Source organism: Pseudomonas sp. HMWF032 (genome assembly GCF_003060885.1).
GTDB lineage: Bacteria > Pseudomonadota > Gammaproteobacteria > Pseudomonadales > Pseudomonadaceae > Aquipseudomonas.
In genome coordinates, this window is the sequence record NZ_QAIG01000005.1 from 259,496 (window position 1) to 273,829 (window position 14,334).

At 63.8% G+C, this 14,334-nt stretch carries 12 protein-coding genes; 6 read left to right on the forward strand and 6 right to left on the reverse strand.

From position 1 onward, the window contains the following. Positions 1-64: 64 nt before the first annotated feature. Entirely contained in the window at positions 65-964 is a 900-nt protein-coding gene (locus tag DBR00_RS04030) for a LysR family transcriptional regulator (RefSeq protein ID WP_108487920.1), read from the reverse strand. A 120-nt stretch (positions 965-1,084) separates the two neighbouring features. On the opposite strand from DBR00_RS04030, the gene DBR00_RS04035 reads away from it, so the two are divergent. The 4 genes from DBR00_RS04035 (at position 1,085) to DBR00_RS04050 (ending at position 5,933) form a co-directional block, all read left to right on the forward strand. Next, a complete protein-coding gene (locus DBR00_RS04035) occupies positions 1,085-2,353 on the forward strand; it encodes a 3-hydroxyacyl-CoA dehydrogenase (protein ID WP_108487919.1) in 1,269 nt (422 codons plus the stop codon). Beyond that, a complete protein-coding gene (locus DBR00_RS04040) occupies positions 2,350-4,140 on the forward strand; it encodes an acyl-CoA dehydrogenase C-terminal domain-containing protein (RefSeq protein WP_108487918.1) in 1,791 nt (596 codons plus the stop codon). Before DBR00_RS04035 ends, DBR00_RS04040 begins: the two co-directional genes overlap by 4 nt. Before the next feature lie 71 nt (positions 4,141-4,211). Continuing rightward, positions 4,212-5,375, forward strand: a complete 1,164-nt coding sequence (locus tag DBR00_RS04045; RefSeq protein ID WP_108487917.1) for an iron-containing alcohol dehydrogenase — start codon at positions 4,212-4,214, stop codon at positions 5,373-5,375. 111 nt (positions 5,376-5,486) lie between these two features. Then, positions 5,487-5,933 carry a thioesterase family protein gene (locus tag DBR00_RS04050; protein WP_108487916.1) on the forward strand — a complete coding sequence of 149 codons (447 nt, stop codon included), beginning with the start codon at positions 5,487-5,489 and terminating at the stop codon, positions 5,931-5,933. Here DBR00_RS04050 and DBR00_RS04055 read toward each other — a convergent pair. From DBR00_RS04055 to yrfG, 4 genes are all read right to left on the reverse strand, one after another. Continuing rightward, positions 5,930-8,251 carry an FdhF/YdeP family oxidoreductase gene (locus tag DBR00_RS04055; protein ID WP_108487915.1) on the reverse strand — a complete coding sequence of 774 codons (2,322 nt, stop codon included), beginning with the start codon at positions 8,249-8,251 and terminating at the stop codon, positions 5,930-5,932. The two genes, DBR00_RS04050 and DBR00_RS04055, sit on opposite strands and share 4 nt — an antisense overlap. Continuing rightward, positions 8,248-9,090, reverse strand: coding sequence for a formate dehydrogenase accessory sulfurtransferase FdhD (gene fdhD / locus DBR00_RS04060; RefSeq protein ID WP_108487914.1), 843 nt, complete (start codon positions 9,088-9,090; stop codon positions 8,248-8,250). The genes DBR00_RS04055 and fdhD overlap by 4 nt, the downstream gene beginning before the upstream one ends. A gap of 120 nt (positions 9,091-9,210) precedes the next feature. Continuing rightward, positions 9,211-10,104 carry a LysR family transcriptional regulator gene (locus tag DBR00_RS04065; protein WP_108487913.1) on the reverse strand — a complete coding sequence of 298 codons (894 nt, stop codon included), beginning with the start codon at positions 10,102-10,104 and terminating at the stop codon, positions 9,211-9,213. Positions 10,105-10,145: 41 nt separating this feature from the next. Next, the gene (gene yrfG / locus DBR00_RS04070) at positions 10,146-10,808 is read right to left on the reverse strand and encodes a GMP/IMP nucleotidase (RefSeq protein WP_108487912.1); all 663 of its coding nucleotides are present in this window, start codon (positions 10,806-10,808) and stop codon (positions 10,146-10,148) included. Between the two features lie 133 nt (positions 10,809-10,941). On the opposite strand from yrfG, the gene nudE reads away from it, so the two are divergent. Both nudE and cysQ read left to right on the forward strand, forming a co-directional pair. Beyond that, the gene (gene nudE, locus DBR00_RS04075) at positions 10,942-11,508 is read left to right on the forward strand and encodes an ADP compounds hydrolase NudE (RefSeq protein WP_108487911.1); all 567 of its coding nucleotides are present in this window, start codon (positions 10,942-10,944) and stop codon (positions 11,506-11,508) included. Further along, positions 11,505-12,326 (forward strand): 3'(2'),5'-bisphosphate nucleotidase CysQ, encoded by an 822-nt coding sequence (gene cysQ / locus DBR00_RS04080; protein WP_108487910.1) that lies wholly within the window; start codon positions 11,505-11,507, stop codon positions 12,324-12,326. Before nudE ends, cysQ begins: the two co-directional genes overlap by 4 nt. 48 nt (positions 12,327-12,374) lie before the next feature. Here the strand turns inward: cysQ and DBR00_RS04085 are convergent, their stop codons facing one another. Further along, positions 12,375-14,285 (reverse strand): beta-ketoacyl synthase, encoded by a 1,911-nt coding sequence (locus tag DBR00_RS04085; protein WP_108487909.1) that lies wholly within the window; start codon positions 14,283-14,285, stop codon positions 12,375-12,377. Positions 14,286-14,334: the final 49 nt, after the last annotated feature.

Below are 14,334 nucleotides of genomic sequence, written 5' to 3' on the forward strand. Positions count from 1 at the left end.
GATTCCCCAAGGCCGCACGACAGTAGCCGTCAGTATAGGAAGGCTTTGTCCGGCTGCCGGGTGATCAGCGCTGACCGATCTGCTGGATCTGTTCAATCAGCCACTGCAGTGCCGGGTCGCGTTGGCGCTGGGCCAGGCTGACGATTTCCAGGTGAAACGGGCCAAGGGCGAACGGCAGCTCGAACAGTTGCAGCGGCAGCAGGCGGGAAAAGTGGCGCGCCAGTTGGGTTGGCAGCACGGCGCCCAGTTCGCTGCTGGCGACGATATGCGCGGCCTGCAGGTAGTTGGGCGTGGTGTAGCGAATCTCCCTGCACAGGCCCTGTTCGCCCAGCCATTGGTCGACCATGCCGCGCGTCTGACCGCCGTGTACCCACAGGTGGCGCAGCTGCAGAAAGGTCGGCAGGTCCATCGTTTGATTGCCCAGGGGATGGTCGCGGCGCAGCGCCAGTTGCAGGGTTTCACTCATCCAGTGCTGGCGGGCAAAGCGCGCGGGGATGTCCTCGAAGCGCCCCAGCACCAGGTCCAGCTCGCCCTTGTCCAGCGCTTCGGCCGGCAGGCTGGGGCTCAGGTGGCGGATGTCGATGCGCATGCCGGGTGCCTGCTGGCTGAGTTGTTCAAGCAGGAGCGGCATGCAGACCAGCTCGACATAGTCGGTGACGGCGATGCTGAAGTGCTGGCGGCTGTTGGCCGGGTCGAACACGTCGCCGGCACTGAGGCTCTGTTCCAGTTGCTGCAGGGCCGCGCGGATCGGCGTTTCCAGCGCCTGGGCGCGCGGCGTGGGCTGCATGCTGCGGCCCACCCGCACCAGCAGCGGGTCGTCGAGCAGTTCGCGCAGGCGATTCAGCGCGTTGCTGACTGCCGGCTGGCTCAGGGCCAGGCGCTCGGCCGCGCGGGAAACGTTCTGCTCACGCATCAGCGCATCGAACACGCGCAACAGGTTGAGATCGAAGGTAGAGAAATTCATCTGCTGAATACGACTTATCACAAGACTAAATTTCAAAAATAGTAGCGCCTTGCTTAAGGTGGCTGGCGAATTTTCTTTGCAGCACAGGCATTTCGTTCGGCACTAATCAGAGGAGTGGACATGAGCAAGGCATTCGAGGTTCGACAGGCCGCCGTGATCGGCGCGGGCACCATGGGTCGCGGTATCGTTATGAGCCTGGCCAACGCCGGCATTCAGGTCCTGTGGCTGGACAACAACCCGCAGATGCTCGAGCAGGCCATGAAGGTGGTGGCCGAGACCAATGCCCATAACCTCAAGCTGGGACGGATCAGCGCCGAGCAGTCGGCCGCGCGCCTGGCCTGCGTCACTCCGGTGGGCGACTACGCCGCGCTGGCAGATGCCGATCTGGTGATCGAAGCGGTGTACGAGAACCTTGAACTCAAGCAGCAGATCTTTCGTACGCTCGATGCGACCTTGAAGCCCGGTGCGATCCTCGCCAGCAATACCTCTGCGCTGGATATCGATGCGATTGCCGCCGTTACGGCGCGCCCGCAGGACGTGCTCGGTCTGCACTTCTTCAGTCCGGCGCACATCATGAAGCTGCTGGAAATCGTGCGTGGTGCCAAGACTGCGCCGGCGGTACTGGACGCGGCACTGGCCCTGGGCCAACGCATTGGCAAAGTCAGCGTGGTGGCGGGTAACTGCGACGGCTTTATCGGCAACCGCATGCTGCACACCTATGTACGCGAGGCGCGCATGCTGCTGCTCGAAGGGGCTTATCCGCATCAGGTCGACGCCGCGTTGCAGGGCTTTGGTTTCGCCATGGGCCCGTTCCGCATGTATGACGTAGTCGGCATCGACCTGGAGTGGCGCGCCCGCGAGCTGGCCGGCAAGGGCCAGGATGATCCGGCGGTGCAGGTGGATAATCGCCTGTGCGGCTTCGGCCGTTTCGGCCAGAAGGCGCGTATGGGCTACTACCGCTACGCCGAAGGCAGTCGCCAGGCCGAGCACGACCCTGAAGTGGATGCGCTGGTGCAGCAGGTGTCCGAACAGCTGGGTTTCACGCGCCGCGACATTGACCCCTCAGAGATTCTCGAGCGCTGCCTGCTGGCACTGGTTAACGAGGGGGCGAAAATCCTCGAAGAGAATATCGCCGCCAACAGCCACGACATCGATCTGGTCTACCTCAACGGCTACGGCTTCCCCGCCGACAAGGGTGGGCCGATGAGCTGGGCCGACAGCCAGGGTGTGGCGGCGATTCATGACCGTTTGAAGGCGCTGCAGGCGGCGTTCGGTGAGCACTGGCTGCCGGCACGCCTGATTGGAAAGCTGGCCAGCAGCGGCCAGCGCTTTGCCGACGTGCGGGTCGCCGACGTGCGGGTATCCGACGTGCAGGAGGGCCGGGTATGAGTTACCAGGCCCCGTTGCGCGATATGCGTTTTGTCCTGCACGAGCTGTTCGATATCAGCGGCCACTGTGAACTGCTCGGCAACGGCCTTGACCGCGAGCTGATCGATGGCGTGCTGGAAGAGGGCGCGCGTTACGCCGCCGAGGTGGTGGCGCCGCTGAATCGCAACAGTGATGAACAGGGTTGCCAGCTCAACGATGGCCAGGTGCGCACGCCGGATGGCTTTGCCGAGGCCTATCAGCAATATGTCGATAACGGCTGGGCGAGTATGACCGGGCCGAGCGAATACGGCGGCCAGGCGCTGCCGCAGATGCTTGCGTGCAACTTCCACGAGATGTTGATGGGCGCTTCGCTGTCGTTCCGCGTGTATTCCGGGCTGACCGAAGGCGCGGTGCTGGCGCTGTACAAGCACGGCAGCGAAACCCTTAAAGACACCTATCTGCACAAGCTGGTGAGCGGCCAATGGACCGGCACCATGTGCCTGACCGAGCCGCAGGCCGGCACCGACCTGGCCCTGCTGCGCACCAAGGCCGAGCCGCAGGCGAATGGCAGTTTCAAGGTCAGCGGCAGCAAGATCTTTATCAGCGGCGGCGAGCAGAACCTCTCGGAAAACATCATTCATCTGGTGCTCGCCCGTCTGCCGGATGCGCCAGCCGGGGTGAAGGGCATCAGCCTGCTGCTGGTGCCGAAATTTATCGCCGCGGCCGATGGCACGCCGGGCGAGCGCAATGCGCTGTCTTGCGGCGCCATCGAGCACAAGATGGGCATCAAGGGCGCGTCCACCTGCGTGATGAATTTTGATGGCGCCACCGGCTGGCTGATCGGTGAAGCCAACCAGGGTCTGGCCTGCATGTTCACGATGATGAACGACGCGCGCTTTCAGGTCGGTTTGCAGGGCTTAGGCATCGGCGAAGCGGCCTTCCAGGGCGCGCTGCGGTATGCCCGCGAGCGCCTGCAGTCGCGCGCGCTGAGCGGGCCGGCGGAGCCGGGCAAGGCGGCCGATCCGATCATCGTTCACCCCGATGTGCGGCGCATGCTGCTGACGCAGAAAAGCCTGGTCGAAGGCAGCCGTATGCTCGCCGTCTACTGCGCGCGCCAGCTTGATCTGGAGCACGCTCATCCGGACGCCGCGGCGCGCAAGGCCGCCGGCAAGCGCGCGGCGCTGCTGATTCCGATCGTCAAAGCCTTCTTCACCGACATGGGCCAGGAAGTCGCCAGCCATGCCGTGCAAGTGTATGGCGGCCATGGTTTTATCCGCGAGTGGGGCATTGAGCAGCTGATGCGCGACAGCCGTATTACCCAGTTGTATGAAGGCACCAACGGCATTCAGGCGCTGGACTATATCCGCCGCAAGGTGCTCGGTGACGGCGGTGCCGAGCTGTCGGCGCTGCAGGCCGAGTTCAGCGAACTGTGCGACGCTCAAGTGGGCCGCCTGGCATTGGCCGAGATGGCCAAGAGCGTGCAGGCGCGCCTGGGCGAGTGGCGCGAGCTGAGCAGCGCAGTGATTGCGGCTAGTCAGCGCGATGTGCAGGAGATCGGCGCGGTGTCGGTGGATTTCCTCCAGTATTCGGCCTATGTGCTGCTGGCCGGCTTCTGGCTGCAGGCGGCGGCGCGGGCGCAGGATGCCCTGGAGGCGGGCCATGGCGAAGCGGCGTTCTACCAGGCCAAATTGCAGTCGGCCGACTTCTACCTGCGCCGGGTGTTGCCACGGGCCAGCGCCCATCGCGAGTCGCTGCTGGGCGGTGCTGACTGCCTGATGGCTATGGATGAGGCGAGTTTCGCCTTTTGACCGAAGCGCGTAGCGTGGGTGCAATTCACGCTGCTGTACGAGCCATTTATTACAACAAGAGGATCACCCCCATGCAGCCCTTTAGCTTTGCCACCACGGCGCAGATTCTGTGCGAGATCGGTGCGTCCCGGCGTCTGGCCGAGCTGTGCCGCGAGCGCGGTGCGCAGCGGGTGCTGATCGTCACCGATCCGGGCATCAGCAAGCTCGGCCTGCTGGCGGATGTGCTGCCAGGCTTTGCCCGCGCCGAGCTGACGGTCGAGGTGTTCGATCAGGTGGTCGCCGACCCGCCCGAGGCGATTTTGCGGGCAGCGGTTGCGCAGGCTCGTGCGCTTAACGCGCAGCTGATTGTCGGCTTTGGCGGCGGCAGTTCGATGGATGTGGCCAAGCTGGTGGCGCTGCTGGCCCATCCCGACTGTGGCCAGGAGCTGGCGCAGATTTACGGCGTTGGCAATGCCCGAGGCCAGCGCTTGCCGCTGATTCTGGTGCCGACCACCGCCGGCACCGGTTCGGAAGTCACGCAGATTTCCATCATCACCACCGGTGAAACCACCAAGATGGGCGTGGTTTCGCCGCTGCTGCTGCCGGACTTGGCGCTGCTCGATGCCGAGCTGACCCTCGGCCTGCCGCCGGCGGTCACCGCCGCCACCGGTATCGATGCCATGGTGCACGCCATTGAGGCCTACACCAGTGCGCTGAAAAAGAACCCGCTGTCCGACCTGCTGGCCCGCGAAGCGCTGCGCCTGCTGGCGGCCAACCTGGATGAAGTGGTGCACAACGGCGGCAACCGCGAGGCGCGTCAGGCCATGCTGCTGGGCTCTTGCCTGGCCGGTCAGGCGTTCGCCAACGCGCCCTGTGCAGCGGTGCATGCACTGGCCTATCCGCTGGGCGGGCATTTCCATATTCCCCATGGCCTGAGTAACGCCCTGGTGCTGCCGCATGTGCTGGCCTTCAATGCCAGCGTGGCCGCGCCGCTGTATGCCGAGCTGGCACCGCTGGTGCTGGGGGATCAGCTACGCGCGGGCAGCGCGACTCAGCAGACTGAGCAGTTGATCGGCGCACTGGCCGATTTCAGCCTGCGCAGCGGCCTGCCGACGCGCCTGCGTGATGCCGGCGTACCGCAGGACATGCTGCCGACGCTGGCGCGTGACGCCATGCTGCAACAGCGCTTGCTGGTGAATAACCCGCGCGAAGTGAACGAAGCCCACGCGCTGGCCATCTACCAAGTGGCGTATTGATTCATAGCGCGTAGGGTGGACATGGCGCAGCCTTGTCCACCTCCCGCTGGATAAATGGCGTACAAGCCTTCGGCATGCACGCCCTACGGTCTTCTTGCCCAAGGATTCCCCATGAACCAACCCCAACACCTGCGCAGCGATTACCGACACTTCCAGCCTATTACCACGCGCTGGCATGACAACGACGTCTACGGCCACGTCAACAACGTCACCTACTACAGCTTCTTCGACAGCGCGGTGAACACCTACCTGATCGAAGTCGGCGGCCTGGATATCCATCACGGCAACGTGGTGGGCTTTGTGGTCAGTTCCAGCTGCGATTACTTTGCCTCCATCGCCTTCCCCGAGCGCATCGAAATCGGCCTGCGCGTCGGCAAACTGGGCAATAGTTCGGTGCAGTACGAGTTGGCCGTGTTCAAGGCCGATGAAGATGAAGCCTGTGCGGCCGGACGTTTTGTCCACGTCTTCGTCGACCGCAGCAGCAACCGCCCGGTGAGCATCCCCGAGAACCTGCGCGCAGCGCTGACGGTGCTGCTGATGGACTCGGCAGGCAGTTAAAGAATGCGCATGGGCGCCTGATGCGCGTGCAGGCGAATCGCCACGTACTTCGAGGTTGGGGTAAAGCTGCCCGCGCCAAAACTCTGCAGCGGCACCAACGGGTTGGCTTCCGGGTAGTAGGCAGCGGCCTGGCCAGCGGGAATGTCGAAGGCCAGCAGGGTAAAGCCCATGACCTTGCGCTCGATGCCGTCATCCCAGATCGACTGGATATCGACCTGCTGCCCCGGCTGAAAGCCCAGGCGCAGGATGTCGGCCTCGTTGACGAACAGCACCTGACGCTGACCCTTGACCCCACGGTAACGGTCATCCAGACCATAGATGGTGGTGTTGTACTGATCGTGGGAGCGCAGCGTCTGCAGAATCAGGTCCGGCGTTTGCCCGCTGCTGCGCACGTGCGGTGGCAGCAGATCGGCAGGCAGCGGGTTGGCCTTGAAGTTGGCTTTGTGGCTGGCGGTCAGCCAGCGCCGTTCGGCAGCGGCGTTGCCCAGGTAGAAACCGCCGGGGTGTTGCAGGCGCTGGTTGAAGTCGCTGAAGCCGGGAATGGTCTCGGCAATCAGCTCGCGGATGCGCCGGTAATCGGCAATCAGTGCGTCCCAGTCCACCGGATGATTGCCCAGCGTGGCCTTGGCGATACCGGCAATGATCGCCGGCTCCGAACGCATCTGCGCCGACAGCGGTTCGAGTTGGCCATAGGAGGCGTGGATCATGCTGAACGAGTCTTCCACGGTCACCGCCTGCGGGCCGCCGGCTTGCTGGTCGATATCGGTACGCCCGAGGCACGGCAAAATCAGCGCATCGGTACCGGTGGTCAGGTGGCTGCGGTTGAGCTTGGTGCTGATCTGCACGGTCAGCGCGCAGCGGCTCAGCGCGGCATGGCTGCGCGGACTGTCCGGGGTGGCTTGGGCAAAGTTGCCGCCCAAACCGATAAACACCTTGGCCTTTCCGTCGAGCATGGCGTTGATCGCCTCGACGGTGTTGTGGCCCTGCGCACGCGGCACCTGGAAGTTAAAGCGTTGCTCCAGCGCATCGAGAAAGGCCGCTGGCGGGCGCTCATTGATGCCCATGGTGCGGTCGCCCTGCACGTTACTGTGGCCGCGCACCGGGCACAGGCCAGCACCGGGGCGGCCGAGGTTGCCGCGCAGCAGTTGCAGGTTGACGATTTCCTGAATGGTCGCCACCGAGTTGTGGTGCTGGGTGATGCCCATGGCCCAGCAGATGATCACCCGCTCGGCACGGCGGTAGAGCAGGGCGGCATGCTGCAGTTCGTCCAGGCTCAGGCCGGATTGCTCGACCAGCGAATCCCAACTGCTGGCATCCAGCAGCGCTAAATAGTCGTCCACGCCGTGGGTGTGTTCCGCGATAAAGGCCAGGTCGAACACCGCTGGTTCGCCCTTGGCCAGCGCTTCGCGGTGCCATTGCAAGAGGAACTTGGCCATGCCGTGCAGGGCGGCTAAATCGCCGCCCAGAGCCGGGCGGAAGAACGCGGTGTTGAGCGGTTCGGAGCCGTTGCTAAGCATCTCCAGCGCATGTTGCGGATGCTGAAAACGCTCCAGGCCACGCTCCTTCAGCGGGTTGAAGCACACCACCTGTGCGCCGCGCTTCACCGCCTCGCGTAGCGGTTCAAGCATGCGCGGGTGGTTGGTGCCGGGGTTCTGCCCGAGCACGAAGATCGCATCGCTGTGCTCGAAGTCGGCGAAGGTCACACTGCCCTTGCCGACGCCCACGCTCTGCCCGAGGGCCACGCCGCTGGCTTCGTGGCACATGTTCGAGCAGTCGGGAAAGTTGTTGCTGCCAAAGGCGCGGACGAACAGTTGATACAGGTAGGCCGCTTCGTTGCTGGCGCGGCCGGAGGTGTAGAACTCGGCCTGATTGGGGCTTTGCAGCGCATTCAGGTGCTCGGCGATCAGGGCGAAGGCGGCGTCCCAGCTGATCGGTTGGTAATGATCGCTGGCGGCGTCATAGCGCATCGGCTCGGTCAGGCGGCCCTGGTATTCAAGCCAGTAATCGCTTTGTTCACGCAGTTGGCTGACGCTGTAGCGGGCGAAGAAAGCCGCGTCCACACGGCGTTTGGTCGCTTCCCAGTTGACCGCTTTGGCACCGTTCTCGCAGAACTTGATGTGGCCGTCTTCCGGCGAATCACCCCAGGCGCAGCCGGGGCAGTCGAAGCCGCCGTGTTGGTTGGTTTTGAGCAGGGCACGCAGGTTTTTGAAGGGCTGCTTACTGTCCAGCCAGAAGTGCGTCACGCTGCGCAGCGCGCCCCAACCGGCGGCGGCGCCGGTGTAGGGTTTATAGCGTGGCTTGATCGGTTGCAGGCTCATGGCTGGGCGACTCCGGATGCGGCCGGGCTGTAGACCCGTGGCGCGCTGTGCTGGGGCAGGTGAATCAGGTTGAGGTTGTGCTGGCGCGCCCACTGCACGCTGAGGGTGGTCGGCGCAGACAGGCTGACCAGGGTGCCGATGCCGGCGCGCAGGGCCTTGTGAATCAGCTCCAGGCTGCAACGGCTGGTGACCACGGCAAAGCCCTGGCGCGGGTTTTCCCCTGCGCGGTGCAGGGCACCGAGCAGCTTGTCGAGGGCGTTATGCCGGCCGATGTCTTCGCGGCACAGGCGGATCTGCCCCTGATCATCAACAAACAGCGCGGCATGCACGGCGCCGCTGTGGCGGGCCATGGTTTGTACGGTTTGAATGCGCGTGCGCAAACCTTGTAAATGAGCGGCTGCCGGCAGGGGACTGGGCGTGAGGCTGGGCAATTGCGGCAGGGCTTGTTCCAGCGCCTCCACCCCGCACAGGCCGCAGCCGCTGTTGCCGGCCAGGGTGCGGCGCTGCTGCTTGAGCGCCCAGAAGGCCCGGTTGCTGACCTGCACCTCGGCGCTGATGGCGCTGTCGTGCTGCTGGAGGCGAATATCGTAGACCTCATCGAAGCTGTCGATCAGGCCGGCACTCAGGCTGAAACCGTAGATAAAGTCTTCAAGGTCGCTGGGCGATACCATCATCACGCTGTGGCTGATGCCGTTGTAGCTGATCGCCAGCGCCGTTTCGCTGGCCAGCGCAGCGGCGCCGTCCTGCGGTGCGTCCGTTAGTTCGACATAGCAGTAGGTGGGCGCTGGCAGCAGTATCGGCGCGGATTCTTTAGCGATGGTCGGGGCGTGACGTAGCATGAGCAGGCTTCCCGGCAGCGAGGCAATAGCGCCAGCCTAGGCCGCTCTAGCGGGGGCGTCTAATCGCTGTTGCTGATCTTGTGATCGACAGTATCTATCAAGGCTTCAAGCCTGAGCCTTTCAGCCTGTCGCGCCCGGTAAAAGTTTCTGCGCTTCGGCAAAGCAGGCTTCGGCCAGGGCCGAGCGCGGTGCGCTGCGGCGCAAGATCAGGCCCAGCGGGGCGAGGGTATGGGCATCCTCAATCGGCGTGAGCGCCAAGTGCTCGGTGAACTCGGCCAGGCCGCCGTTGAGCGGCATGATCGCGCAACACAGCCCGGCGCTGACCGCTTGCAGCAGTTGATGCACGGCATCGGTTTCCAGCCGTGGGCTGGGCGTCAGGCCACGGGAGCGAAAACTGTGGTCGATGGACTGGCGAAAATGCATGCCGGCCGAAAGCAGGCCGAGCGGCAGGTCAATCAGGCTTTCCCAGCGCAGCGCCGGGTCGGTGAACTGAAAATGTCGACGGTCATGCAGCAAGCCCATGCGCGTTTCCGCCAACTCAAGGCTGTCGAAATGTTCAGGGTTGAGGCGATCGAGATACGACAGGCCAAGGTCGAGCTGATTGCGCCCGAGGCGTTCGAGAATTTCCTCGCTGCTCAGGGCAAACAACTGAAAGCGCAGCCCGGCATGCTGCTCAGCGAAAAACTGCACCAGGCGCATGGGATCGAAACCGGCCAGTGGCACCACGCCCAAACGCAAGGTGCCGACCAGCTGGCCACGGCAGGCGGCCGCTTCCGCATACAAGCCATCGTGTGCGGCCATCAGGCTGCGCGCCCAGGCCAGAATGCGCTCACCCTCGGCGCTGAAGCCCTCGAAACGTTGACCACGGCGCACCAGCTCCAGCCCCAGTTCGTCTTCCAACTGACGCAAGCGCATCGACAGGGTTGGCTGGGTGATATGGCAACGCGCGGCGGCCTGGCCGAAGTGGCGGGTTTCATCCAGGGCGATGAGGAATTTCAGCTGTTTGATATCCATGATGCGTCCTCAACGTCCTGGGTCGGCCAACGGGTGTGAGGTTAAAGCCCCTGCACCAGTGCGCGGTAGTCTTCGACGGCTGCAAATTCCTCGGTGTCCTTCGGCCCCGCCTGGCTATCGGGCTGGCGCACGGCGAGCAGGTGGCCGACGCCAAAGCGCCCGGCGCTGCGCAGGATCGGCAGGCTGTCATCGATAAACAGGCTGCGCGCCGGTGTGAAGCTGATGTCCTGCTGCAGGGCGTGCCAGAACTGCTGGTCTTCCTTGGGGAAGCCATAGTCGTGGGAGCTGATCAGCCGGCCGAAGTAGGGCGCCAGCTCGATGCGTTCCAGCTTCAGCGACAGCGAGTCGCGGTGCGCGTTGGTAATCATGACCACCTGCTTACCGGCCTGGCGCAGCGCTTGGATAAAGGTGTCGGCGTCCGGGCGCAGGGCGATCAGGTGCGCCACTTCGCGTTTGAGGTCGCGGATCGACAGGTTCAGCTCGCGGCTCCAGAAATCCGTGCAGTACCAGTTGAGCGTGCCGGCGTGCTGGCGAAACAGCGGCAGCAGTTCGGCGTCGGCCAGCGCGCGGCTGACGCCGTGGTGCTCGGCATAGCGCTGCGGCAGGTGTTGCAACCAGAAGTGGTTGTCGAAGTGCAGGTCGAGCAGGGTGCCGTCCATATCCAGCAAGACGGTGTCGATGGCGTTCCAGGGCAAGGCAGGCATGCGCAGTTCTTCTGGTAGATGCGCAGGCGGTCGCGATTTGCGCCGCAGGCGTCGTGATCGCGCAATCTCCTACGCAGATAATAGGAAAAGCCGCGCTATGATAACCCGCTATGTCCTGCCCAGGAGCCGCCCCATGCGTCAGAAACCCACCGTACTCGCTCGCGAAATTGTCGCCAGCAGCCGCCTGTTCCGCGTTGAGGAGCTGCAACTGCGCTTCAGCAACGGCGTCGAGCGCACCTACGAACGGTTGGTGGGCAAGGGGGCCGGCTATGGTGCGGTGATGGTGGTGGCGATGGTCGATGCCGAGCACGCGCTGCTGGTCGAGGAATACTGCGGCGGCACCGATGACTACCAGTTGTCGCTGCCCAAAGGGCTGATCGAACCGGGCGAGGACGTGCTGGACGCGGCCAACCGCGAGCTGAAAGAGGAAGCCGGCTTCGGTGCGCGCCAGCTTGAGCTGCTGGCCGAGCTGAGCCTGTCGCCGGGCTATATGAGCCAGAAGATTCAGGTGGTGCTGGCCTCGGACCTCTATGAAGAACGCCTGCCCGGCGATGAGCCGGAGCCGATGCGCGTCGATCAGACCAGCCTGCGCGAGCTGTCGAGCCTGATCCAGCACCCGCAATTCACCGAAGGTCGCGCCCTGGCCGCGCTGTACCTGGCCCGCGATGTACTGACTCAGCGTGGGATCTTTAAGCCATGAGCCATCCGCTGATCCCCGTTGTGATTGAACTGGTGCGCCAGGCTGGCGCGGCAACACTGCCGCATTGGCGCGCCGATGTAACGGTGAATGAAAAAGCCGATGCGTCGCCGGTCACGGCTGCCGACATGGCCGCGCACCATATTCTGAATGACGGCCTGCTGGCCTTGGCGGCTGATATTCCGGTGTTGTCCGAAGAGGCGGCCGATATTGCCTTGAGCACCCGTGCGCAGTGGTCTCGCTGGTGGCTGGTTGACCCGCTGGATGGCACCAAGGAATTTATCGCCGGCTCCGAAGAGTTCACCGTCAACGTCGCGCTGATTGAGCAGGGGCGCGTGGTATTTGGCGTGGTGGGTATTCCGGCCACCGGCCAGTGCTATTACGGCGGTGCCGGTCTGGGGGCTTGGTGCGCCGATGCGGCGGGTACGGCTGAGCCGATTCGTGTACGCCTGGCCCCGCAGGAGGCCTTTACCCTGGTGGCCAGCCGCCGCCATTCCAGCCCGGCGCAGGAAGCGTTATTGACTGGCTTGAGCGAGCGTTTTGGTGATCTGCAACTGGCCAATGTCGGCAGCTCGCTGAAGTTCTGCCAGCTGGCCGAAGGCAATGTCGATTGCTACCCGCGCTTGGCGCCCACCTCGCAGTGGGACACCGCCGCGGCGCAGGGCGTGCTGGAAGGGGCGGGTGGTGAAGTGCTGACGCTCAAGGGCGAAACGCTGACCTATGAAGCGCGTGAGTCGTTGCTTAATCCGTACTTTCTGGCCCTGCCAGCGGCCGCTGCCTGGCGCGCCGAGCTGATTCAACTAGCTCGTGCGCTGGATTAAGCCAAGGCCGTAGGATGGGTTAGCCGCAGGCCAACCCATCACTGACGCTCAGTCGAGCATATCGCCGTAGCGTTCGCCCTTCTTGAACAGCAGCGGCTGGGCGAAGCCCGGCACCTTGATCTGCTCGGCGCTGATCTCGATCTGCTTATCGTCGATCAGGTCGTTACCGAAGTTGTAGATAATCCCCAAATCCCCCAGTAGCGCCTGCGCGTCGTAGGCCTGAGCGGCGTTGCGGGTGACTTCGCGGCGCTGCAGGTAGTCGGCAAAGGCCGCTTCGCCATGGCGCTTGCGCAGCATGCGTTCGGTCACATGCGGCGCCAGCAGCAGGGCGCTGGCGTTGTTGCCGCCAAAACCCTTGGAGTTGATCACACACAGATCCAGTTGCTCGGGTGCGCGTGAACGGTCGGTGGTGGCGAAGCTGAGGTGCTGTTGGTGCACGTCTTCGGCCACCGCGTCGATGGTCTTGATGCCGGGGATGATGCCGTATTTGAAACTGCCCAGAGCGGAGATCACCTGATCACCACTGGCGGTGGCCAACGAGTGACCGACAAAAGCCTTCACGGCCGTCACCGGCCACTGCTTGATATCGAAGGCTGCGGCCACGCGGTCGAGTATTTCCGATTCGGTCACCCGGTTGGCCGGGGTGCTGGACCCGTGGGCATGCACAAAGCTGCGCTCACGCACTGCGTCGATGCCCAACAGTTGCACGGCGCTGGCCACGGCCTTGGCCACGGTCAGGTAGTTGCCGGGGCCGGGGGCGGAAATGGATTTTTTGAAGCCGTCGGCGTTGATAAACACATCCGGCACCGCGCCATGGATATCCGCGCCCAGCTCCAGGGCCAGGGCGTCGTCCATCAGCACGACGAACTGGCAGGCTTCGGCCAGGGTAAAGCCGCAGTTCTCGCCAAATGGGCGGCTGGCGCGGCGGAAATCAACGGTCTCGTTGCCTTCGATCTGACGCAGGCCGTCTTCGGTGGCCAACGCGCCCATGGCGCCGTAACCCTCGATGCATTCCTGATTGATCGGCGCTTCGCTGTTGCCGACGATGGCCACCCGCGCTTTGCCCGAACTGATCAGCTCGATGCCTTTCTGCAGGTTATAAAGGAAGGTGGCGCAGGCACCGGTGACGCTGCCGGTGGTGCCGACACTGCCCAGTACATAGGCGTTGATAAAGTCCGCCGGCATGGTGTTCAGGCCCAGGGCCAGCTGTTTGGCGGTGACGCGGCCGCCCTTGAGGCGTGACTGCATCAGGCCGCCGAAGCCGTTTTCATCCAGCTGGCTCATGATGCTGCCGGCGAACACCGCGACTTCGTCCGGGGCCACGTGCTGCATGATGGTCTGCCAGTCGATGCCGGTGGCGCGCAGGGCGTCGGTGACGCCGACGATGGTCATGGCCAGACCGCGCGGATGGAAGCGCGCGTTGTACAGCTCGCTCGGTTCGAAGCCGCTGGGCAGCTGCCCGGCGGATTTCACCGGCAGGGCGCGGTAGCTGTCGACCTTGAATGCGCAGTTGTCGTGCAGGGTCACCAGCACTTCGCTGGCGTTCAACTCGTCCACCGTCCAGTCGCTCGGCAGTGGCTCGGGCAGGTGTTTGCGCAGGGTGATAAAACTCAGCGGCTGACCAGCGGTGGCGCTGATGTCGATGGTTTTTTGCCAGTGCGCAGCGTCGACGTCGAGGTGTTGTTTTTCGATACGGCGCACCAGGGTCGAAGCGAGAATCTGCTCGGCGAAGCGGCTGTCGATCTCGGCCAGGCTCAGGGTGTTGCCGGCGTCATCCTGATAGTGGCCATCGACTACCTTGACCAGTTTCATCATCACCGCCAGACCAGCGAGGGTCTGCTGACGCGCCGGCGTGTTCATCGACTCGATTACAGTACGGCGGAAGCCATGGTGGAAGGAGCTGCGCCCGGCCGCGTTATAGCCACCAAAACCAACGATCACAGGTAAGCGTGAGGTCACTCGATAACTCCTTGAAAAGATAACGCCAGACAAACTGAGGTGAGGCTAT